General features: G+C 70.2%; 19 protein-coding genes. 9 read left to right on the forward strand and 10 right to left on the reverse strand.

Going from position 1 to position 22,432, the window contains the following annotated elements; translation table 11 throughout:
- Positions 1-49 precede the first annotated feature (49 nt).
- Entirely contained in the window at positions 50-727 is a 678-nt protein-coding gene (locus ASG12_RS08960) for a YoaK family protein (RefSeq protein ID WP_055788349.1), read from the forward strand.
- Positions 728-752: 25 nt separating this feature from the next.
- Here the strand turns inward: ASG12_RS08960 and ASG12_RS08965 are convergent, their stop codons facing one another.
- From ASG12_RS08965 to ASG12_RS08980, 4 genes are all read right to left on the reverse strand, one after another.
- Positions 753-1,562, reverse strand: a complete 810-nt coding sequence (locus ASG12_RS08965) for an adenylate/guanylate cyclase domain-containing protein (RefSeq protein WP_235456447.1) — start codon at positions 1,560-1,562, stop codon at positions 753-755.
- Complete coding sequence (locus ASG12_RS08970; protein ID WP_055789375.1) at positions 1,559-2,671, reverse strand: ferredoxin reductase; 1,113 nt, start codon at positions 2,669-2,671, stop codon at positions 1,559-1,561. The genes ASG12_RS08965 and ASG12_RS08970 overlap by 4 nt, the downstream gene beginning before the upstream one ends.
- Before the next feature lie 115 nt (positions 2,672-2,786).
- Positions 2,787-3,941, reverse strand: a complete 1,155-nt coding sequence (locus ASG12_RS08975) for a DUF475 domain-containing protein (RefSeq protein ID WP_055788352.1) — start codon at positions 3,939-3,941, stop codon at positions 2,787-2,789.
- Between the two features lie 31 nt (positions 3,942-3,972).
- Positions 3,973-4,548, reverse strand: coding sequence for a TerD family protein (locus ASG12_RS08980; RefSeq protein ID WP_055788355.1), 576 nt, complete (start codon positions 4,546-4,548; stop codon positions 3,973-3,975).
- A 167-nt stretch (positions 4,549-4,715) separates the two neighbouring features.
- On the opposite strand from ASG12_RS08980, the gene ASG12_RS08985 reads away from it, so the two are divergent.
- The 6 genes from ASG12_RS08985 to ASG12_RS09010 are packed head-to-tail and all read left to right on the forward strand — an operon-like array spanning position 4,716 to position 11,771.
- Positions 4,716-5,948 carry a hypothetical protein gene (locus tag ASG12_RS08985; RefSeq protein WP_156378041.1) on the forward strand — a complete coding sequence of 411 codons (1,233 nt, stop codon included), beginning with the start codon at positions 4,716-4,718 and terminating at the stop codon, positions 5,946-5,948.
- Between the two features lie 35 nt (positions 5,949-5,983).
- Positions 5,984-7,210 carry an HpcH/HpaI aldolase/citrate lyase family protein gene (locus ASG12_RS08990; RefSeq protein WP_055789379.1) on the forward strand — a complete coding sequence of 409 codons (1,227 nt, stop codon included), beginning with the start codon at positions 5,984-5,986 and terminating at the stop codon, positions 7,208-7,210.
- The gene (locus ASG12_RS21670; RefSeq protein WP_055788362.1) at positions 7,207-8,487 is read left to right on the forward strand and encodes a phosphoribosyltransferase family protein; all 1,281 of its coding nucleotides are present in this window, start codon (positions 7,207-7,209) and stop codon (positions 8,485-8,487) included. Before ASG12_RS08990 ends, ASG12_RS21670 begins: the two co-directional genes overlap by 4 nt.
- Positions 8,484-9,599 (forward strand): cysteine protease StiP family protein, encoded by a 1,116-nt coding sequence (locus tag ASG12_RS09000; RefSeq protein WP_055788364.1) that lies wholly within the window; start codon positions 8,484-8,486, stop codon positions 9,597-9,599. The genes ASG12_RS21670 and ASG12_RS09000 overlap by 4 nt, the downstream gene beginning before the upstream one ends.
- Positions 9,596-10,459, forward strand: coding sequence for a hypothetical protein (locus ASG12_RS09005; RefSeq protein WP_055788368.1), 864 nt, complete (start codon positions 9,596-9,598; stop codon positions 10,457-10,459). Before ASG12_RS09000 ends, ASG12_RS09005 begins: the two co-directional genes overlap by 4 nt.
- Before the next feature lie 46 nt (positions 10,460-10,505).
- Positions 10,506-11,771: a TerD family protein gene (locus ASG12_RS09010; RefSeq protein ID WP_055788371.1), complete on the forward strand. Its 1,266-nt coding sequence runs from the start codon at positions 10,506-10,508 to the stop codon at positions 11,769-11,771.
- A 10-nt stretch (positions 11,772-11,781) separates the two neighbouring features.
- On the opposite strand, the gene ASG12_RS09015 is transcribed toward ASG12_RS09010, so the two are convergent.
- Positions 11,782-12,117: a hypothetical protein gene (locus tag ASG12_RS09015; protein WP_045822806.1), complete on the reverse strand. Its 336-nt coding sequence runs from the start codon at positions 12,115-12,117 to the stop codon at positions 11,782-11,784.
- 229 nt (positions 12,118-12,346) lie between these two features.
- On the opposite strand from ASG12_RS09015, the gene ASG12_RS09020 reads away from it, so the two are divergent.
- Positions 12,347-12,691, forward strand: a complete 345-nt coding sequence (locus ASG12_RS09020; RefSeq protein ID WP_045822805.1) for an RNA polymerase-binding protein RbpA — start codon at positions 12,347-12,349, stop codon at positions 12,689-12,691.
- 28 nt (positions 12,692-12,719) lie between these two features.
- Here the strand turns inward: ASG12_RS09020 and ASG12_RS09025 are convergent, their stop codons facing one another.
- The 5 genes from ASG12_RS09025 to cobN form a co-directional block, all read right to left on the reverse strand.
- Positions 12,720-13,550: a polyprenol monophosphomannose synthase gene (locus ASG12_RS09025; protein ID WP_082501819.1), complete on the reverse strand. Its 831-nt coding sequence runs from the start codon at positions 13,548-13,550 to the stop codon at positions 12,720-12,722.
- Positions 13,551-13,564: 14 nt separating this feature from the next.
- Positions 13,565-15,208: an apolipoprotein N-acyltransferase gene (gene lnt, locus ASG12_RS09030; protein WP_055788374.1), complete on the reverse strand. Its 1,644-nt coding sequence runs from the start codon at positions 15,206-15,208 to the stop codon at positions 13,565-13,567.
- Positions 15,208-16,815, reverse strand: a complete 1,608-nt coding sequence (locus ASG12_RS09035; RefSeq protein ID WP_055788376.1) for an amidohydrolase — start codon at positions 16,813-16,815, stop codon at positions 15,208-15,210. The genes lnt and ASG12_RS09035 overlap by 1 nt, the downstream gene beginning before the upstream one ends.
- A gap of 48 nt (positions 16,816-16,863) precedes the next feature.
- The gene (locus tag ASG12_RS09040) at positions 16,864-17,337 is read right to left on the reverse strand and encodes an FxsA family protein (RefSeq protein ID WP_055788379.1); all 474 of its coding nucleotides are present in this window, start codon (positions 17,335-17,337) and stop codon (positions 16,864-16,866) included.
- Between the two features lie 94 nt (positions 17,338-17,431).
- Positions 17,432-21,055 (reverse strand): cobaltochelatase subunit CobN, encoded by a 3,624-nt coding sequence (cobN, locus tag ASG12_RS09045; RefSeq protein ID WP_055788381.1) that lies wholly within the window; start codon positions 21,053-21,055, stop codon positions 17,432-17,434.
- A gap of 188 nt (positions 21,056-21,243) precedes the next feature.
- On the opposite strand from cobN, the gene cobG reads away from it, so the two are divergent.
- On the forward strand, positions 21,244-22,428 hold the full coding sequence (gene cobG / locus ASG12_RS09050) for a precorrin-3B synthase (RefSeq protein ID WP_055789385.1): 1,185 nt from the start codon (positions 21,244-21,246) through the stop codon (positions 22,426-22,428).
- Positions 22,429-22,432 lie beyond the last annotated feature (4 nt).

The raw sequence follows: 22,432 nt of genomic DNA on the forward strand, positions 1-22,432 counted from the left end.
GGCGCGGTGGTCACAGGAAGGTCTCAGAGAACGCCGCTAACCTCGCAACATGGACACGATCGCCGACAAGGAATCGCGACTCTCGTGGGTGCTCGCCGGTCTCGCCGGACTGGTGGGCGCAGCCGCATTCACCCAGACCGGAGGGTATTTCGTCACCTTCATGACCGGCAACGCCGAGCGCGGTGCGCTCGGATTCCTCCAGGGCCGGCCCTGGATGGCGACCGCAGCCCTGCTGCTGACGCTGTCATTCGTCTCGGGCGTCGTCGTTGCGTCGTTGTGCCGCAGGCACTTCTGGGTCAACCACCCGCACGGTGCCACGGTGCTCACGACCGGTGCACTCGCGATCGCGACGGTGGTCGACCTGTTCATGGCGGGATGGGATGCGCCACAACTGAATTTCGTCCCCATCATCTTCGTCGCGTTCGGCATCGGCGCCCTCAACACCTCGTTCTGCAAGAACGGTGAGGTGTCGATCCCGCTGAGCTACGTCACCGGGACGCTGGTGAAGATGGGGCAGGGAATCGAACGCCACATCAGCGGCGGCCCGATCACCGCGTGGCTCGGCTATTTCCTGCTCTACGCCTCGTTCTTCGTCGGCGCCGTCGCCGGCGGCATCATCAGCCTCATCATCACCAACCCGCAGATGCTCCTCGTCGCCACGGTGATCAGCGCCGCGACGACGATCTACACCTACTCCAGTGCCGACCGGAGTGGCGTCCTCGGATGACCATGCGATCGGAAACAGGCTGCCGTCACTCGTATTTCGGCACGACCGCGTAGACGATCAGGTCGCGGGGCGCGCCCTTGGCGCGAAAACGTCTGCGGCGAGTGATGTATTTGTCCGCACGCGTCGCCTCGAGGGTGGAGCTGGTGGCCAACACCTCTCCCCCGGCTGCGGCGTCGGCGACCCGGGCTGCGATGTTGACGTCGACCCCGAGGTAGTCGTCGCCCTCCCTGCGGGGCTTGCCGGTGTGCAGCCCGGCGCGCAGAGCCGGGCGATATCCGTCGACGGTGATCGCGCTGACGGCCATGCACGCCTCGTGAGCCGCCTCGATGGCGTCCGCGCCGTCGACGAACACCGCCATCGTGCCGTCGCCGAGCGACTTCACCACGCGTCCGTTGCGCCGCGTGACCACATCGTCGGTCGCCGCGTTGACCTGGCGGAGGAGCGTGAGGACCCTGTCGTCGCCGGCGGCCAGCGCCCAGGTGGAGAAGCCGACGAGGTCGGTGAACAGGATGGTGACGAACTCGCTGGGCGCCTCGGTGGGTGCGCGCCGCGCACCGATCGCCTGCCAGAGTTGCACCGCCGTGAGACCGAGTTCCCGCAGCGCGCTGGGCTCCTCGGCCCCGGCCTCGCCGATGAGCCGCGCGATGCGGTCACTGCGACGCGTCGGGTTGCTCGACACCTCGAGGATCGGGAGGTCGCCGGGCGCGACCTGTCGCGCGGTGCGCGCGGCGCGCACCACCGAGTCGGTGCGATTGACCCGCGATGCCCACCGACGCGCCGACTGCAGCGCGTCGACGACCGACCGTCCGGGGCTGCGCTTGTCTCGGGGGGTCACAGGTCGATGGTGCACTCGCCCGAGACGGTGCTGATGCAGGTCTGGATACGGTCGCCCTCACGACTCTCGGTCCCGTTGCGCAGGTCCCGGGTGTAACCCCCGGTCAGCTGCACCACGCAGCTCTGGCAGATACCCATCCGGCATCCGAACGGCATCTGCACACCCTGGCTCTCCCCCGCTTCGAGCAGCGTTGTCGCGCCGTCGATCTCCAGCGACCGGCCCGATCGCGTGAACGTGACCGTGCCGCCTTCGCCGCCCTTGTCGGTGCGGGCGATGGCGAAACGCTCGACGTGCAGGTTGTCTCCGAGTCCGGCGGCGCCCCAGGTGCGTTCGACGTCGTCGAGCATCGCGATGGGACCGCACGCCCAGGTCGATCGCGTCTGCCAGTCGGCGACGCGATCACCGAGCCGTCCGAGATCGACCTTGCCCATGGTGCGGGTCAGTTGCAGGTCGAGGGTGTAGCCGACACCGGCGGCGGCGAGCTCTTCGAGTTCGGCGAGGAAGATGACGTCCTCGCGGGTCGGCGCCGAGTGCACGTGCACGATGTCGGGGGTCTCGCCGCGGGACCGCAGCCCGCGCAGCATGGAGATGACCGGGGTGATCCCGCTGCCCGCGGTGATGAAGAGGATCGACGGCGGCGCGGGGTGCGGCAGCGTGAAGTCCCCCTTGGGGGCGGCGAGCCGGATGACCGTCCCCGGCGCGACGCCGTCCACCAGGTGCGTCGAGAGGAAGCCGTCGGGGTTGGCCTTCACGGTGATGGTGATGCGCTTCTTGCGCGTCGCCCCGATGGAGGTCAGCGAATACGACCGCCAATGCCAGCGGCCCTCGATCTGGAGACCGATGCCGACGTACTGCCCGGGTTGGTAGTTGTGCGAGAAACCCCACCCGGTCTCGATCTCGACGGTCGCGGTGTCGGTGGTCTCGCGGGTCACGGCCACGATGCGACCGCGCAACTCCCGCGCCGACCACAGCGGGTTGAGCAGATGCAGGTAGTCGTCGGGCAGCAGCGGGGTGGTGGCCCGGGCGACGAGCCCGCGGATCACGTTCACCTGGGGCGCGGTCGCGGAGACGTCTGCGGCGGGCCGCCGACTCCACTTCAACAGATCCATGTCCATCCCTGCCCGTCTGCTCGGCCGCTCGCGAAACCGGTCCCCGTCGCCGAGGCCCGAGAGCACAGTACCCGCCGGTCGACGAGGTCTCCTCGACGATGCAGCGGCGAACGAATCACTCGGTGACGGTGGCCATCTCGCCGGTCGGGGAACCGGCTGTCGGCGGTGTCGTGTCGTCGCCCGCCTCGCGTCGGTTGGCGATGACGCTGCTGATGAAGGCCGCACCGATGAACGCGACGCCGACGAGGCCGGTGATGATCTCGTTGATGTGGTACTCGATCGAGATGAACAGGATCACCGACAGGGCGCCGATCGCCCAGTGTGCGCCGTGTTCGAGGTACCGGTACTCGGCGAGCGTGCCCTGCCGCACCAGGAACACGGTGATCGAGCGGACGAACATCGCGCCGATGAAGCCGAGGCCCAGGGCGATGATGATCGGGTCGGCGGTGATGGCGAACGCGCCGATGACGCCGTCGAAGGAGAACGACGCGTCGAGCACCTCGAGGTAGAGGAACAGGAAGAACGCGGCCTTACCGGTCGCCTTCACCAGGGTCGACGGCCCACCCGCGGCCCGCGACGCGACATCGCGTTCGTGGTCTTCCTCGAGTTGCTCGGTGTGGAACAGCGAGCCCAGACCGTCGACGGCGATGTAGGTGATCATGCCCAGCACGCCGGCGATCATGATCGTCGCGCGATGCTGGTCGTCGGCGAGGAACTCCGCGACCAGGGTCAGGCTGCCACCGGCGATGATCACCGAGAGCTGGTCGAGCTTGCCGATCGCCGCCAGTGGCTTCTCGAACCATGCCAACCACTTGGTGTCGCGCTCGGCGAGGATGAAGTTCAGGAACAGCATGAACAGGAACATCCCGCCGAACGCGGCGATCTGTGGGTGGGCGTCGGTGAGGATCTTCTCGTAGCTCGGGCTGCCGTCGGCGAAGTTCTCGGCCCCGCCCGCGGGCGGGTTCATGGCCAGATCGAACGCCCGGACCGGATCCAGTCCCGCCGTGACCCAGACGATCACGAGCGGGAACAGGAGCCGCATCCCGAAGACGGCGATGATGATGCCGACCGTGAGGAACATCTTCTGCCAGAACTCGCTCATCTTCTCGAGCACGGTCGCGTTGATGACCGCGTTGTCGAAGGAGAGCGACACCTCCAGCACACCGAGGATGGCGCACAGCGCCACCGCTTCCCAGCTGCCGTAGATGAACGCCACCACCAGTGAGGCGATGGTCACCAGGATCGAGATCCCGAAGGTGCGAACAACCACGAGGGGAAGCCTTTCGGAGAGGGCTAGCGCGTCAGACGTTCACACCGTAGTCGCGTGCGATCCCGGCGAGTCCCGAGGCATACCCCTGGCCGACCGCGCGGAACTTCCACTCCGATCCCGAGCGGTAGAGCTCACCGAAGACCATGGCCGTCTCGGTGGAGGCGTCCTCCGAGAGGTCGTAGCGGGCGAGTTCCTTGCTGTTGGACTGGTCGACCACGCGGATGAAGGCGTTGCGGACCTGACCGAACGACTGCGAACGCGAGTCGGCGTCGTAGATCGAGACGGGGAAGACGATGGAGTCGACCTCCGGCGGGACGGCCGCGAGGTTCACCTTGATGACCTCGTCGTCGCCCTCGCCCTCGCCGGTCAGGTTGTCGCCGAGGTGCTCGATGGAACCGTCCGGGGAGGTCAGGTTGTTGAAGAAGACGAAGTGCTTGTCCGACAACGCCTTCTTGTCGGTGCCGGCGGCGATGGCGCTGGCGTCGAGGTCGAAATCGGTTCCGGTGGTGGTGCGGATGTCCCAACCGAGACCCACCGACACCGCCGTGAGGTTCGGTGCCTCCTTGGTGAGAGAAACGTTGCCGCCCTTGCTCAAGCTGACGCCCATGTCAGTCCCTTTCTTCAGTGGTCATTCTGTGGGTAACCGTACGTGAGATCCGACAAACCGTGCGAGGGATCCACGGGGGCAACGGACGGCATGCGCGTCGCGTTCCCGAGCGCCGCTCGCGTACGGCGGGACGTGTCGACACGCGTCGGGCCAGTACGATCGCGCTCGTGGTCAGTGGCTGGTTTCGACGCGCGCCGCGTGCGGGCGGCACCCCCACGCCGCGATCGGCGGCCCCCGGGCCACTCGACGGACCCCGTGAGGCCATGGTCCGCGATTTCCTCGCGCTCGACCAGCGACTGTCCATCATCGCCGAGGGTGTCGACGCCGCCGCCGACCTCGCGACCGACCGCTCCCTGACCCGCGAGTTCGAACCGGTGCGCGCATCGGTCTACGCCTCGATCGACTGGTACCTGCGGCTCAGCGGTCAGTCGACCGAACTCTCCGCCGCCGGGGCGGGCCTGGTGTCGGAGACCGAATACCGCCAGTGCTCCGAGGCCCTGCAGAAGGCCATCGCCGATCTCGACCGCTTCTACACCGCGCACTCGACCGCGATCGAGAACGCCCGGGCCGTGCGCGCCGCCGTCCCCGACGAGGCGGGGGCGGCCGCGCGGGCGTCGGACGCCGCGGTCGACGCGGTCGGGGCGCTCGACCCGCATCTGCGGGACTACTCGTCGATCCGGGTCGCCCTGGTCGAGCACGCCGGCGCACGCGACACCTTCGACCGCGCACGCGCAGCCGGCGAACCATCGGCCATCCACACCGCCACGGCTGATCTCGTCTCCGCGGTCGAGGGTCTGCGGGCGGCCGTCGCGGGTGCGCCCGGCCGCGCCGAGGAGGTGCGCAGGGCCCTGGCCTCGGTGCGGACCCGCCGGTCGGCGGTCGCGACCCGCGCGCAACGACTCCCCCAGGCGTATTCGGCTCTGCTCCGGGAGTTCTCGTCGGCCTGTTCGGAGGATCTGGTCGGTGACGACCGTCGCGGTGACGAGGCGCTCCGATCGGCTGATCACTTCGTCGACGCCGCGACCGAACTCCTCGCGGGCGACCCCGATGCCGCCGCCGAGCGCGTCGCCTCGGCCCGCAGTCGCCTCGCCGACGCCGAGGGGTTCGTCGACGGCGTCACCGACCGCCTGGCGCTGCTGCGCGACGTGCGGGCCGATCCGCGCCGCCTCGAGGGCGAGGTCCGGTTCGCCATCCGCGACGCACAGCTCCTCGCGGTCGACCGCCGCCTGGTCCCGCGCTGGGGTTCGGTGCTCGATGCCACCGCGGCGCGTGTCGAACGGGCCACCGCTGCGCTGGTCGGCACCCACCCCGACTACTGGGGGTACGTGCAGGAACTGACCTCGGTGTCGGAATTCGTCGCCGAGACGGTGGCGAAGATGAAGGGCGAGGCGCGCCGGTGAACGCGACCGGTCACCGCAGCGTCACCCATTTCCCGATGCTGTCGGTGTCGGAGTGTGAGCGCCTGTTCCACCGGCGCCCGCGCGCGGTCGCGATCGACGGCGACGTCGACCTCGTGTCCACCGCCCTGGGGGCGACGCTGTACATCCCCGCGGTGCGCGACAACCTCGCCGATCTCATCGTGCGGGCCGGTACCGCCGGTTCGGTGTCGGTGGTGATCGATCTCGAGGACGCCGTCCCCGACGAGGACGTGCAGTCCGGTGTCGCCGCGATCGTGTCGACGCTCGACGCGTTGTCGGCGCGACCGTCGGTGCCGATGGTCTTCGTCCGCGTGCGTCATCCCGGTCAGATCGACGAGGTACTCGACGCGATCGCGGCCGACACGGACACGCTGGCCGGGTTCGTCCTGCCCAAGTTCTCCGCCGACACCGGCCGGTCGTTCCTCGACCCGATCGTGGCGGCCAACGCCACCCGCCCGCACCGGCTGCGGGCGATGCCGATCATCGAGACCGCGCGGGTCCTGCACCTCGAGACCCGATCCGAGGAGCTGCACGCCATCGCCGAACTGCTCGACGCGTACCGGTCGGTGATCCTCGCGGTGCGGATCGGTGCGACCGACCTCAGCGGCGCGTTCGGCATCCGTCGCGATCCCGACCTCACCATCTACGACGTCCACCCGGTCGCGTCGGTGATCGCGTCGATCGTGAACGTGCTCGGTCGGCGCGACGGCACGGGGTTCATCATCACCGGCCCGGTGTGGGAGTACTACAACGCGCACGAACGCATGTTCCGACCGCTGTTGCGCAACACGCCGTTCCGCGAGATCGACGCGGTGCGTTTCCGCAATCGTCTGGTCAGCCGGGATCTCGACGGGTTGCTGCGGGAACTGGTCCTCGACCGCGCCAACGGCCTACAGGGCAAGACGGTCATCCACCCCACCCACGTCAACGTCGTGCACTCGGTCTGCGCGGTGTCGCACGAGGAGTTCGTCGATGCCCTCGCGGTTCTCAACATCTCCGAACGCGATCTCGTGGATGTGGGTGTCGACGGGTCCACCCGGTCGGTCGCCGAGGCGGTCGACGCCGTGGGCGCCGCGGCGGCCGACGTCGGTGGTGTGCTGCCCTCGGAGTACCGCAACAAGATGAACGAGCGCCGACCGCACCGCAACTGGGCGATCCGGACGTTGACCCGGGCGACGGTGTTCGGGGTGACCCGCCCCGAGGTGGGGGTCATCGAACTGCTGACCGCCGTGGTGGACCGGTGAGCGATCGGTGGTGGGCCGAGACCCATCTCGGGCTCCGAGCACACCACGTCGAGTCCTCGGCCGGCCACACCGTCGACGACCTCATCGTGCCGGGTCTCCGGCGCAACCCGCGCCGGGCGCACCTGTGGGTGTCGACGGTGCTGGGCAAGCACATCCCGGTCGCCCCCTCGGCGATCCTGCATGCGGCCGACGACCTCGCCGATCTCGCGACCGCCGAGCTGTCGCGGCGAGGACTCGATACCGACATCACCGTGTTCGGGTTCGCCGAGACCGCAACGGGTCTCGGTCACTGCGTGGCGCACCGGATGGCGGCGGCCACCTATCTGCACTCCACCCGACGGACGCACCCGGGGGCACCGGTGTTCGCGACGTTCACCGAGGGTCACTCCCACGCCACCGACCACCGGATCTCTCCCACCGACGCGGACCTCATCGCCGGGCCGGGTCCGCTGGTGCTCGTCGACGACGAGATATCCACCGGCGACACCGCTCTCGACGCGATCGCGTCGCTGCACGCCGTGGTCCCCCGTGGGGTCTACGTGGTGGCGTCGCTGGTCGACATGCGCTCCGATGAGGACCGGGCCCGATGCTCCGCGGCCGCCATCGATCTCGGTGTCGACGTCGCGTTCGTCAGCCTGGCGCGTGGGCGGGCCGAGATCCCCGACGACCTCGTCGACCGCGTCCTGGCCCTGCCCGCACCCGAGGCGCCGCCCAGCGCGGACACGGCGCCGGGCTCGGTCGACACCGTCGTGATCCCCTGGCCGGCGTCGGTGCCCGACGGCGGCCGACACGGCTTCCTGGTCGGCGACGAGCCCGCGTTCGCTGAGCATGTGCGCCTGGCCGCCGACGCCGTCGCCGACCACCTCGACGCGGACGCCCCGGTGGTGGTGATCGGGCACGAGGAGCTGATGTACCTGCCCCTGCGCATCGCCGCCGAACTGGAACGCCGCGGGTGCGATGTGCGCTCGCAGACGACGACCCGATCACCGGCCCATGTGTTCGACGACCCCGGTTATCCCCTGCGCCACGGGATGGAGTTCCTCGCCCCGGAGGCGCAATGGTCGGCCGACGCGCCGCGACGTCACCTCTACAACGCCGCCGCCGACGAGCCCGGTACGCAGCGGGTCCTGGTGGTCGACACCCCCGCCGACACCGCGGAGCTGCGATCCCCCGACGGCCTTATAGCGGCCCTCACCGCGCGGGGTCGGGCCTTGCTCGTCGCCGTCGTCGGGGCCACGGATTTCGTCGCACTCGCGCGAGCCCGGAGCGACTCGTGACGACCCCGGATCCGCTGTACGGACCGACGTTCGGCAGCTACGCCGCCGATGAGGTGGCCTGGTTGCTCACCGACCTCTCCGACCGCCGACTCGAGGCCGACATCACCCAGCGCGAGAAGGCGATCCAGGCCGGGACCGCGCACTACGCCGAATCGCTGCCCGTCGAGTTCCAACCGGATGCCGCCTACCGCGAACTGTTCGCGACGGTGCTGGCCGACACCGCCGACACCCTCGCGACCGCCGTCGCGGTCGTCACCGAGCTGGTCCTGGCCGAACGCGGTCACGACATCGTGTTCGCGTCGCTGGCACGGGCCGGAACCCCGATCGGGATCCTGATGCGCCGCTGGGCCCGACACCGACACGGTCTCGACCTCCCGCACTACGCCGTGTCGATCGTCCGCGACCGCGGGATCGATCCCGTCGCCCTGGAACACATCGCGGCTCACCACGATCCGGCGTCGGTGGTCTTCGTCGACGGATGGACGGGCAAGGGCGCGATCGCGAAAGAGCTCGCCGCAGCGCTCGAGGTCGTCGCCACCGGCGGCGGTCCGCGTTTCGACCCCGACCTCGCAGTACTCGCCGACCCCGGCCACTGCGTGCGGACCTTCGGCACGCGTGAGGACTTCCTCATCGCCTCGGCGTGCCTGAACTCGACGGTGTCCGGCCTCGTCTCGCGCACCGTGCTCAACGCCGACCTGATCGGTCCGCGGGACTACCACGGTGCGAAGTTCTACGCCGACCTCGCCGACTCGGATGTGTCGAACCTGTTGCTGGACAAGGTGTCCGGACGCTACGCCGCCGTCACCGCGGGGGTGGACGCCGCCGTCGCGTCGGTGCAGGGCTCGGATCGGACACCGACGTGGACCGGGTGGCGGTCGGTCGCCGAGATCGCGCAGCGCTACGGCATCAGTTCGGTCAACTTCGTCAAACCCGGTGTCGGGGAGACGACCCGGGTACTGCTGCGGCGTGTGCCCTGGCGGGTTCTCGTCCGCGACCCCGATGCGCCGGAACTGCGCCACATCTTCGCCCTGGCGCAGAGCCGGGACGTTCCGATCGAGGTCGTCGACGACCTCGCCTACGCCTGCATGGGCCTCATCAAGGAGATGCGATGACCACCGCCGGCGCGACGGATCTGATCGCGACCGACCTCGATCGCACCCTGATCTACTCGGCGGCCGCGGCAGGGGTGGCGGCCCCCGACGATCCGCTCGCGATGGCGGAGTTCCGGTGCGTCGAGCTCTATCGCGGTGCACAGCAATCGTTCATGTCACCGCTGGCGGTCGAGCTGCTCGCCGAGCTCGACACCCTCGCCGTCGTGGTCCCGACGACGACGCGCAGTGTCGAGCAGTTCCGTCGCGTCGACCTCCCCCTCGATCGCGGCCGGCGGCCGCGATACGCGGTGGCGGCCAACGGCGGCGAGATCCTGCTCGACGGTGTCGCCGACCCGGCGTGGCGCACCGAGGTCGAGAGACGTCTGAGCGCCACGTGTGCGCCGGTCGACGAGGTGTACGACCATCTCGCCGCCGACTCCGACCCGACGTGGCTGACGAACCTGCGCATCGCCGACGGACTGTTCTGTTACGCCGTCGTCGATCTCCCGTCCATGCCCGATGACGTGGTGTCGCGGTGGCGGGTGTGGGCGGAGCACCGCGGATGGAACGTGTCACGTCAGGGACGCAAGATCTACGTCGTCCCCGACCCCCTCACCAAGGCATCGGCCATCGAGGCCATCGGCGAGCGATACCTGCCCGACCGGCCACGACGCGTGTTCGCCACCGGGGACGGGGTGCTGGACACCTCGATGCTCGTCGCCGCCGACCGGTCGATCCGGCCACGCCACGGCGAGCTACAGGAACTCTCGTGGCACCACCCGTCGTTGTCCGTTACGAGCAGTTCCGGGATCGCCGCCTCGGCGGAGATCCTCGAGACGCTGCTCGTCTGGACCCGCACCGACCCGACGCCACCCCGATGACGTCGGACGCGCCGCACAACGACCTCGACGAACAGGACCGCTACTGATGGCAACGACGCTGACCAAGGGACAGAACGGGCCGCTCGGGTCCACCGACGTCGAGATCGCGATCGACCTCGCGACCGCGGGTGATCTGTCCGCGTTGCTCGTCACCGATGCGGGCAAGGTCCGCACCGACGCCGACTTCGTCTTCTTCAACCAGCCGTCGGGTCCCGGGGTCACCCTGGTCAGTGGGTCGGGTGTCGGCACGCTGCGGCTCGACCTGTCGGCCGTCCCCGCCGACATCAGCCAGATCCGCGCGGTGATCACCCTCGAGAACGGCACGTTCGGTGCCGTCGCGGCGCCGGTCGCCCACGTCCGCGCCGGCGGTGCCGACGCGTTCGAGTACCGGATCGACGGCCTGTCGTCGGAATCGATCGTCATCGCGCTCGAGGTGTATCGCCGCGGCGCGGACTGGAAGGTCCGCGCCGTCGGTCAGGGGTACGCCGGGGGCTTCGCGGCTCTGGTCACCGACCACGGGGTGTCGGTGGACGACGCCCCGACCCCGCCAGCCGCGACACCGCCCGCCGCTCCGACCCCGCCCCCGGCCGCCCCGACCCCGTCGGTGTCCTACAGCCGCCCGGCCCCCGCGACTCCCCCGCCCGCACCTCCTGCCCCGCCCGCAGCCGTGGCGCCCGCCGGAGCCCAGCCGTGGCCGACGGCCTCCACCGGCGAGGTCAGCCTCAGCAAGGACCGACCGGTCAGCCTCACCAAGGGCCAGCGGGTGTCGCTGCAGAAGGACGGCGGGGTCGCCCTCACCCGCATCACCATGGGCCTGGGGTGGGATCCGATCCTCACCAAGAAGGGTCTGTTCGGGGGTGGACGGTCGTCGAACATCGACCTCGACGCCTCGGCCATGATGTTCGCCGGCACTCAGCTCGCCGACCTCGCCTACTACGGGCAGCTGGTCAGCAAGGACGGCTCGGTGAAACACCACGGTGACAACCTCACCGGCGAGGGTGACGGCGACGACGAGGTGATCGACGTGGACCTCACCCGGATCCCGCAGCAGATCACGCAGATCCTGTTCATCGTGACGTCCTACCAGGGGCAGACCTTCGAGCAGGTCGACAACGCGTTCTGTCGTCTGGTGGACCAGTCCAACCGCGCCGAGCTCGCCCGCTACACCCTCGCCGGTGGGATGCCGTTCACCGGCATCGTGATGGCGAAGGTCTTCCGTGGCGACGGCGGGTGGAAGCTGCAGGCCGTCGGCGAGGGCATGGCGGCACGACACCCCGGCGAGGCGGCCAAGCAGATCCAGCGTTTCCTCTGACGGGTCGCGGTCACCGCAGGCGTTCGGCGTCGCCGGCCTGCTCCACCAGCCGGCGGCAGAGGTCGTCGAGTTCGGCGTGCGACGCGCGTTCGGCGACCGCGGTGGCGACGTCCTCGGCGGCGCACCGCAGCTCGAAGAGCCGGTCGACCAGTTCGGTGGCCTCGGTGCTCGACAGGATCACCGCATCGGTGGGAACCGCACTGCCGCCGACCGCGGCGCGTTGTTCGTAGGCGCGCTGACGGCACGCCCGCTTGCAGTATTTACGGCGCCGGCCGGTCTCGGAATCGACGACCGGGCGGCCGCACCACGCGCAGGCGTAGGGGCGCCGCCGACGCTCGGAATCCATCAGCGCAGCGTACCGGTGGTGACCAGACGGGCTGTGCACCGTCGGCGGGCGATCCGACGGTGTCGCGGCATGTGACCGCTGTGGGAATGGCGGGTAGCATTGCGGTGTTCTGGCTCGCAGGCGACCGGTGCCGATCCGCGGCAGCCCGGTCGGCCCGACGTCCCGGCGGCTGCGCGCACCGATCGCCGCATCCCCCGGTCGACGAGTCCACAGCAGAGAGGACGACACCATGGCAGATCGAGTACTCCGAGGTAGCCGACTGGGCGCGGTCAGCTACGAGACCGACCGCGACCACGACCTGGCACCCCGCCGCATCGTGCAATACCGCACCGACAACGGTGAACTGTTCGACGTCCCGTTCGCCGACGACGCCGAGATCCCCTCGAAGTGGCCGTGCAAGAACGGCATGGAGGGCACCATCCTCGAGGGCGCCGAGCCCGACGAGAAGAAGGTCAAGCCGCCGCGCACCCACTGGGACATGCTGCTCGAGCGTCGCAGCGAGGCCGAGCTGGAGGAGCTGCTGACCGAGCGGATGGACCTGCTCAAGCAGCGTCGCCGCGGCGTCACCACCTAGACCCCGGGAGGTCGCATCCGCCGGTCGGTCACGACCGGCGGATGCCCGCCTTCTCGAGTCGGTGCTTCATGCCCCACTCGAACACCTTGAAGAACGCCTCACCGATCACGTCACCGCTCATCTTCGATTCGCCGATCTGGCGCTCGGTGAACGTGATCGGCACCTCGCTGACGGTGAAACCCGCCTGGATCGTGCGCCAGGCGAGGTCGATCTGGAAGCAGTAGCCGTGGGAATCGACCGACGCGATGTCGATCTTCTCCAACACCGCGCGACGGTAGGCGCGATACCCCGCGGTGATGTCACGCACGCGGACGCCCAGCGCGAGCCGTGAGTACGTGTTCGCACCCTGCGACAGCAGCTTGCGCCGCTTCGGCCAATTCACCAGTGATCCACCGGCGACGTACCGGGACCCGATGACGAGGTCGGAACCGGCGTTGATCCCTTCGAGCAGCCGGTGCAGCTGCTCCGGCGCGTGGCTGCCGTCGGCGTCCATCTCCACCAGCACGGCGTAGTCGCGCTCGAGGCCCCATCCGAAGCCGGCGATGTAGGCGCCGCCGAGGCCGCTCTTCTCCGCGCGGTGCATGACATGGATCCGGTTGTCGGCGTCCGTCGACGCCAGATCGTCGGCCAGTGCACCGGTGCCGTCGGGGCTGCCGTCGTCGACGACGAGGACGTGCGCCGCCGACAGCGACGCGTGGAGCCGGCCGATGATGAGCGGCAGGTTCTCCCGCTCGTTGTAGGTCGGGATGATCACGAGCGTGCCGGCGCCGTCGGGGCCGACCGGGCGGGACGGATCAGGGACGCCCGACGGATCAGGGGCGCCGGACGGGCCGTGGCCCTGCGGGGTCCGCGAATCCATGGGTCTCCTTCGACTCAGGTCTGCTCGCCGCTCGACCCCGTCGATGCCGCGGTCGTCAGCGGCTCGTCGCCCGAGGTCTCGGCGCGCACATGTTCGCCCAACTTAATACGTCGGACCAGCGCGACCAAAAACCCGATCACCGTCAACGCGACGAGCACGGCCTGCGGGATCGCGCCGGCGCGTGTCGCCAGGGTGCGGTTCACGTGCAGCGGGATCGTCGAGACCAGCGTGCCGGGGGCGAAGAACTCGGTGCGGGAGGTCACATGGCCGTCGGGGGCGACGATGGCGCTGATGCCGCTGGTCGCCGCGACAGCCACCGCGCGCCCGTGCTCGACGGCCCGGATCTGCGACATCGCGAGCTGCTGATACGTCATCTGCGTGCGGCCGAACGTGGCGTTGTTGGTCGGAACGTAGAGGAACTGGGCTCCGGCGTCGACGGCGGACCGCGCCGACCGGTCGAAGGCGACCTCCCAACAGGTCGACACACCCACCCGCACCGCCCCGTCGGCCCCCGCGACCGGGACGGTCAGTGCGGTGCTGCCGGTCCCGGCCCGGAAGTTGCCGGCCTTGTCGGCGTAGGAGGAGAAGTGGCGGAAGAACGATCGCCACGGAAGGTACTCGCCGAACGGCTGCACGATGTGTTTGTCGTAGCGACCGATCGGACCGTTCGCGCCGTCCCACACCAGGACGGTGTTGGTGGGCCGCCCGTCGGCGTTGTCGATCAGGGTGCCCACGAGGATCGGCGCGCCCACCGCGCGTGAGGCCGCCGTGATCTCCTCGGCGGCGTCGGAGTTGTCGAGTGGATCGATGTCGGAGGCGTTCTCCGGCCACAGCACGACATCGGGTCGGGGCTGGGTACCGGCACGGATCGCGTCGGCCAGCCGCAACGTCTCGGCGACGTGGTTGTCGAGAACCGCACGGCGCTGGGAGTTGAAGTCGAGGCCCAATCGCGGCACGTTGCCCTGGATCGCCGCGATCGTGAGCGTCGACCCGGGTCGGTCGGCGGGTGTGTTCGCAGCGTGCACCGACGGCCACATCGCCGCGGCGGCGATCGGACCCACCAACAGCGCGGCGACCGCACCGGACAACCGCATCCGCATGGCCGGCGGGCGGGTGATCGCGAGGATGACCACCGCGGCGACACCCGCGCCGGTGAGCGCGACGACGAACGACAGGCCCGGTACACCGCCCAGGGCCGCGACCGAGGTCAGTGGGCTGTCGACCTGTCCGAAGGCGGTTGCGCCCCAGGGGAAACCACCGAAGGGGAACGACGATCGCGCCCACTCGACGGTCACCCAGCACAGGGCGAACCACAGTGGTGCGACGCCCAGACGCATGGTGAGCGTGGCGATCGCACCGAACAGCGCGAGGTAGAGCGCGAGGACGATCGACAACGCGACCCACGGCAGTGGGCCGACGTAGACCCCGATCCACGGCAGCAGCGGTAGCCAGAAGGCGGCGCCCCAGACGAAACCGCACCAGGTGCCCATCCGGACGCCGGTCCGGTCCACGGCGAGCGCCGCGTACAGCAGGCCGAGCGAGACGACACCGAAGAACCAGAGGTTGCGCGGCGGGAACGACGCCCACATCGCGACACCACCGGCGGCGGCGGTCCCAGTCCGGATCAGCCAAGTCCGGATCACCGGTGCTCGGGTCATCAGTCGGGCCTGCGGTAGATGACCTCGCCCGCGCGCACCGTGCGCAGGCACACCGGCAGATCGACGCCGGGGGTGACATCGGGCAGTGCGGGGACACGCGACCGCGGGTCGGTCGACCAGCGGGCGACGCTGTCCGAGGATCCGGCGGTGACCATCTCCCCCACCTCCCACACGGCGTAGTCGGCGGGCGCGCCCGGCACGAGGGTGCCGCGGTCGCGATCGGTCTCGCCGGCCGCGCGCCACCCGCCCCGGGTGCAGGCCGCGAACGCGGCGCGCGGCGACACCGCGTTGCGGGGGTTGTGGTGGTGGACGGCGGCGCGGATCTGTTCCCAGGGGTGGATCGCGGTGACCGGGGCGTCGGAGCTGAAGGCGAGGGTGACCCCGGCGCGTGCCAGCGCGGCGAAATCGTTCAGGGTGGTGCCGCGCGGCAGCCCGAGCCGTTGTTCGTAGAGGTCGCCCGGTCCGCCCCAGAGGGCGTCGAAGATCGGTTGCATGCTGGCGGTGACGCCCGCCCGCGCCAGCACCTCGGCCGCGGCGGCGTCGACCATCTCGGCGTGCTCGATGCGGTGACCGCACCGCGCCACCGCCGCTGATCCCACCTCGTCGATCAGGGTGGTGAAGGCGCTGACGACACACGCCGTCGCCCCGTCGCCGATCAGGTGGAAACCGGCTTGGACACCGGCCTCGGTGCACGCTCGCAGGTGCGCCAGGACGGTGTCGTGGTCGAGATAGTCGACCCCGTGGTTGTCGGCGTCGTCGGAGTAGGCGTGACACAGCCACGCGGTGTGCGATCCGATGGCACCGTCGATGAACAGGTCACCGGCTAGTCCGTCGGCTCCGGTGGCGTGCATCAGCGCACGGGCATCGTCGGCGGTCGCCACGGCCTGTCCCCAGAGTCGCCGTACGCCGACCGGGTGGTCGAGGTCGGCGATCGCGGCGAAGTCGTTGAGCCCGCTGATGTCGGGGCCGCCGTTCTCATGGACCATCACCACCCCGTGTGCCACGGCTTCGTCGAGCGCGCGCAACTGGGCGCGACGACGCTGGGTGGGCGTCAGGAGCTCGCGTGCGGCCCCGCGCACCAGGTGGTGTGCCTCGGCGGTGAGCGGCTGCTGTGGGTCGTACCCGTGGGCTTCGTCGACTCCGGCGGCGATCAACCGCAGCGCCGAGGAGGCCACCGCGGAGTGCTCGTCGATGCGGGCGAGGTAGACGGGGCGATCGCCGACGATGGCGTCGACCTCGTCGGTGGTCGGACTGGCGTGATCGGTCCACTGGGAGTCGTCCCACCCGAGACCCCAGATCAGGTCGCCGCCGGGGGTGTCGTTGGCGTGCGTGCGCAACAGGCCGAGGCACTCCGCCCGGCTCGTGGCCTCGGAGAGGTCCAGTCCGGCCAGCGACAGGCCCGTCGAGGTGAGGTGGACGTGGGAGTCCACGAACGCGGGAGCGACGAAAGCTCCCGCGAGATCGTCGATCTCGGCGTCGGGGTGGAGGGCGCGCCCGACGCGGTCGGACCCGATCCAGGAGATGATCCCGTCGGTGACGGCCATCGCGGTCGCGTCCGGGGAGACCGGCGAATAGATGTGCCCGCCGACGAACAGTTGAGTTCCCACGAGGGTCCAGTGTGCCCTGTGTGCGCGCGGGTACCGGCGTCAGGCCGCTCAGCCGATCGAACGCCATCCCGGGGTGCTGCCGGGCGACGCGGGATGTGTCGGGTCGACGACCTCGCCCTCGACGACGATCCCGCGGCCGCCGGCGGCGCCGTAGCGGTTCATCGCCGTCACGACGCGACGGGCGCCGACTGCCGCGACGAGCGGGCGTGCCAGTGCCCGGACGGGTCCGAGCAGCAGCAGGATTCCGAGCACCGTGCTGACGATGCCCGGCAGGAACAGCAGGAACACCGAGCCGGCGAGCAATGCGGTGTCGGTGAGCGGTCGCACCGAATCGGTGGAACCGTCTGCCGCGGCACGGAGTTCGGCGAACACCCGCGCGCCCTGACGGCGCAGCATCGCGAACCCGATGATCACCGCGGCGAAGGTCGCGAGCAGCGTCCACCAGAAGCCGATCGCGTACACCAGACCGACGAACGCGCCGATCTCGACGAGCAGGTAGGTGGCGAACACGGCGAGCTTCATGGCGATCAGTCCTCGGTTGTGGTGATGGAGTACCGGGTCAACGAACGAGGGACCGATTTTTCTCCCGGACGGCACGCCGGGCTGGGTCGGCCGCCTACTCGTCGCCCTCGATGTCACCCTCGGTCTCGAGGAACACCTGCTGCAGCTGGGCGAGCAGTTCCGGCGGGGGCTGCGACCACAGCTCCCGCCCGGCGGCCTCGAGGAGCCGCTCGGCGATCCCGTGCAGCGCCCACGGGTTCGACTCGGCCATGAACTTGCGGTTCGTCTCGTCGAGGACATACGTCTCGGTGAGCTTCTCGTACATCCAGTCCTGCACCACGCCGGTGGTCGCGTCGTAGCCGAAGAGATAGTCGACGGTCGCCGCCATCTCGAACGCGCCCTTGTATCCGTGGCGTCGCATGGCGTCGAGCCACCGCGGGTTGATGACGCGGGCCCGGAACACCCGAGCGGTCTCCTCGGCCAGCGTGCGGGTGCGCACCGACTCCGGACGGGTGCTGTCACCGATGTAGGCCTCGGGCGACTTACCGGTCAGCGACCGCACCGTGGCGACCATGCCGCCGTGGTACTGGAAGTAGTCGTCGGAGTCGGCGATGTCGTGTTCGCGGGTGTCGGTGTTCTTCGCCGCGACGGCGATCCGGCGGTAGGCCGTTCGCATGTCGTCGGCGGCGGGGACGCCGTCGAGGCCGCGTCCGTAGGCGAAGCCGCCCCACGTCGTGTAGACCTCGGCCAGATCGGTGTCGCTGCGCCAGTTCTTGCTGTCGACGAGCTGCAGCAGCCCGGCGCCGTACGACCCGGGCTTCGACCCGAAGATGCGGGTGGTGGCGCGGCGCTCGTCGCCGTGGTCGGCGAGGTCGGCCTGGGCGTGGGCGCGGACGAAGTTCGACTCGTGGGGCTCGTCGAGATCGGCCACCAGACGCACGGCGTCGTCGAGCATCGCCAGCACGTGGGGGAAGGCGTCGCGGAAGAAGCCGCTGATGCGGACGGTGACGTCGATCCGGGGCCGCTTGAGTTCCTCGAGCCCGATGGGTTCGAGGCGCACCACGCGCCGTGACCCCTCGTCCCACACCGGCAGCACCCCGAGCAGGGCGAACACCTCGGCGATGTCGTCCCCGGAGGTCCGCATCGCGCTGGTCCCCCAGATCGACAGACCCACCGACTGCGGGTACTCGCCGTGATCGGTGAGGTACCGGTCTATGAGCGACTCGGCCATCAGCTGGCCGGTCTCCCACGCCAGGCGCGACGGGATCGCCTTGGGGTCGACGGAGTAGAAGTTGCGACCGGTCGGCAGGACGTTGATGAGTCCGCGCAGCGGCGAGCCGCTGGGTCCCGACGGGATGAAACCGCCGTTCAGGGCGTGCAGGATCCGGTCGACCTCGCCGTCCGTCTGCCGCAGACGCGGAACCACCTCGGTGGCCGCGAACTCGAGGATGCGTCCCACGGTGTCGCGTTGCGTCGCGTCCTCGACCGAGGCGACGACGGATCCGACGGCGTCGACCGCCCAGTCGGCGTCGGCCATCGCGACGATGAGATCGCGTGCGCGGACCTCGATCTCGTCGACCCGCCCGCGGACCTCGTCGCCGTCCTCCGACAACCCCAGGGCCTCGCGCAGGCCGGGGACGCTGCGTTCGCCGCCCCACATCTGCCGGGCGCGCAGCATCGCGAGGACCATGTCGATCTCGGACTCCCCGCGCGGCGCCTCGCCGAGGATGTGCAGGCCATCCCGGATCTGGACGTCCTTGATCTCGCACAGCCAGCCGTCGACGTGCAGCAGCATGTCGTCGAACACCTCCTCGGCCGGTCGCTCCTCCAGGCCGAGATCGGTGTGCATCTGCGCCGCGGTCATCAGCGTCCAGATCTGCTGACGGATGGCCGGCAGCTTCACCGGGTCGAGGGTGGTGATGTTGGAGTGCTCGTCGAGGAGCTGCTCGAGGCGGGTGATGTCGCCGTAGCTCTCGGCGCGCGCCATCGGCGGGATGAGGTGATCGACGAGGGTCGCGTGCGCCCGACGCTTGGCCTGCGTCCCCTCCCCGGGGTCGTTGACCAGGAACGGGTAGATCAGCGGCAGATCGCCGAGCGCGGCGTCGGTGCCACACGACGCCGACATGGCGAGGGTTTTTCCGGGCAGCCACTCGAGGTTGCCGTGCTTGCCGATGTGCACGATCGCGTCGGCGCCGAACCCGCCGCGATCGGCCGGTGCGGCCACCCACCGGTAGGCGGCGAGGTAGTGGTGGCTCGGCGGCAGGTCGGGGTCGTGGTAGATCGCGATGGGGTTCTCGCCGAACCCGCGTGGCGGCTGCACCATGAGCAGGATGTTCGCGAACTGCAGTGCGGCGATGACGATCTCGCCGTCGGGATCCGACGACCGGTCGACGTAGAGCTCGCCGGGCGGCGGACCCCAATGGTCGACGACCCGGGCCCGGAAATCGTCGGGCAACGTCGCGAACCACTCCCGGTACAGCGACGCCGAGATGCGGATGGGATTGCGTTCGAGCTGTTCGGCCGACAGCCAGTCGGGGTCCTGTCCCCCGGCCTCGATGAGTGCGTGGATCAGCGCGTCGCCGTCGCCGGCGGCCAGGCCGGGGACCGCGTCGTCGCCGTACTCCGGGCCCATGTCGTATCCGGCCGCACGCATCGCGCGCAACACCCCGATGGTGCTCGCGGGGGTGTCGAGGCCGACGGCGTTGCCGATGCGGGCGTGCTTGGTCGGGTATGCCGACAGCATCAGGGCAACGCGCTTGTCGGCGGGAGCGATGTGGCGCAGACGCGCGTAGCGGGTCGCGATACCGGCGACGCGTGCGCACCGCTCCGCGTCGGGCACATAGGTGCTCAGTCCCTCGGCGTCGATCTCCTTGAACGAGAACGGCACGGTGATGATCCGACCGTCGAACTCGGGCACCGCGACCTGTGTGGCGACGTCGAGCGGGGTCATGCCGTCGTCGCCGTCGGCCCAGGTCGCGCGGCTGCTGGTGAGGCACAGGCCCTGCAGGATCGGCACGTCGAGGGCGGCGAGCTCGGCGACGTCCCAGGCCTCGTCGTCGCCGCCGGCGGTGACGCCCGCCGGTCGGGTCCCGCCCGCGGCGAGCACGGTGACGACCATGGCGTCGGCGGCGCGCAGTGTGTCGAGCAGCTCCGGAGGTGCGGCGCGCAGGGACGCGCAGAAGATCGGGAGCGGGCGTGCGCCGTGGGCGACGATCGCGTCGCACAGAGCGTGGATGTATCCGGTGTTCCCCGACAGGTGCTGCGCCCGGTAGAAGAGCACCGCGACCGTCGGGCCCGCGACGTCGGTGTGGTCGCGTTCCAGGATCCCCCAGGTCGGGGTGGACTGCGGCGGCTCGAATCCGTGTCCGGTCAGCAGCACGGTGTCGGACAGGAACCAGCTCAGTTGCAGGAGGTTCTCGGGTCCGCCCTCGGCGAAGTACTGGTGTGCCTGCGAGGCGACGTTGGCGGGGACGGTCGACAGTTCCATCAGGGCGGCGTCGGGGGCCATCTCGCCACCCAGCATCACCAGGGGCACGCCGGACGAGAGGACCGTGGCCACCCCCGACTCCCACATCTGCCGCCCGCCCAGGATGCGCACGATGACGAGATCGGCGGCGTCGAGCATGGCCGGCAGGTCGTCGGTGACGCTGATGCGGTTGCAGTTCGCCCAGGTGTAGTCGCCGCCGGACGATCGCGCGCTGGACAGGTCGGTGTCCGAGGTGGACAGCAGCAGGATCACTAGTCGTGCCTCCCTGGGGGTTTCGCGCCCCGGTGGTGGTGTGGAGATCTCCGGTGAGCGGATCGGGTCTGACTTCCCGCGTCGCCGCAGGTCACAGTGGCGCGACCGCACCGGTTTCCCACCGGTTTCCGCACCGCTCTGCCGACGACGATACGGGTCTGTGCACCGGCGGTCGTACCGTGGACGCCGTGACCACGCCGCCCGATCCCACCGCGCGGACCCGCGCCGACGACGCTTGCCCGGGTGCGCTGTCGCTGCATCAGGCCGCCGATGGACCGCTGGCGCGGGTCCGGTTGCCCGGGGGCGTGCTGACCCCGGAGCAACTCGCCGTGCTGGCCACCGCGGCCGACGAGCTGGCGAGCGGCGACCTCGAACTCACCAGTCGCGGGAACGTGCAGCTCAGAGCGGTGCGAGACCCCGATGCGCTCGCGCAGCGCCTCGCCGACGCCGGGCTGCTGCCGTCGGAGACCCATGAACGGGTGCGCAATATCCTCGCCTCGCCGCTGGCCGGTCGGGTCGGGTCGGGACCCGACGTCGCGGGCATCGTCACCGACCTCGACCTCGGTCTGCGCGCCGACCCGGACCTTGCGGACCTGCCCGGTCGCGTCCTGTTCGCCGTCGACGACGGCACCGGCGACGTCACCGGACTCGGACCCGACATCGGTGTGCACGCCCTCGGCGGTGACGAAGGGCTCGACGGTGCGTTCGCGCTCGTCCTCGCCGGCGCCGACACCGGGGTCCGCGTGGCCGCCGACGCCACGGTCGCGACGATGCTGGCCGCGGCACGCGCCTTCGGTCGCCAACGCGACAGGCAGTGGCGGCTGGCAGAACTGCCCGACGGTGTGGCCGCGGTGCTCGACCACACCGGTCTGACCGCCACCACCGATCCGGTCGAGCTCGGGTCCGAGGGCTCGGCGCCCGTCGGCTGGTTCGAGCAGGCCGACGGCAGGGTCGCGCTGGGTGCGGTGCTGGCCCACGGGATCCTCCCCGCGCGGACGGCCACCGTCATCGCGGCCGTCGAGAAGCCGGTCATCGTGACCCCGTGGCGATCGATCGTGCTGGTCGACCTCACCGAGGACGAGGCCGAGGCGGTGGTGCGCGTGTTGGCGCCGATGGGGCTGATCTTCGACGCGAACTCGCCGTGGGTGCGGGTCAGTTCCTGCGTGGGATCACCCGGGTGCGCGAAGTCCCACGCCGACGTCCGTGCCGATCTCGAGTTCGCCGTCACCGCCGGTACGGCGGGCCATGACGGGCGTGAGCACTGGGTCGGATGCGACCGAGCCTGCGGCAGTCCCCACTCCGATCACCTGCGGGTCACGGCGACGGGCGAGGGATACGACGGTCAGAGGGTCGACGGCCCGCGGCTATCGTGAGTCC

It is taken from the genome of Williamsia sp. Leaf354 (genome assembly GCF_001424365.1).
Taxonomy (GTDB): Bacteria; Actinomycetota; Actinomycetes; order Mycobacteriales; family Mycobacteriaceae; genus Williamsia_A.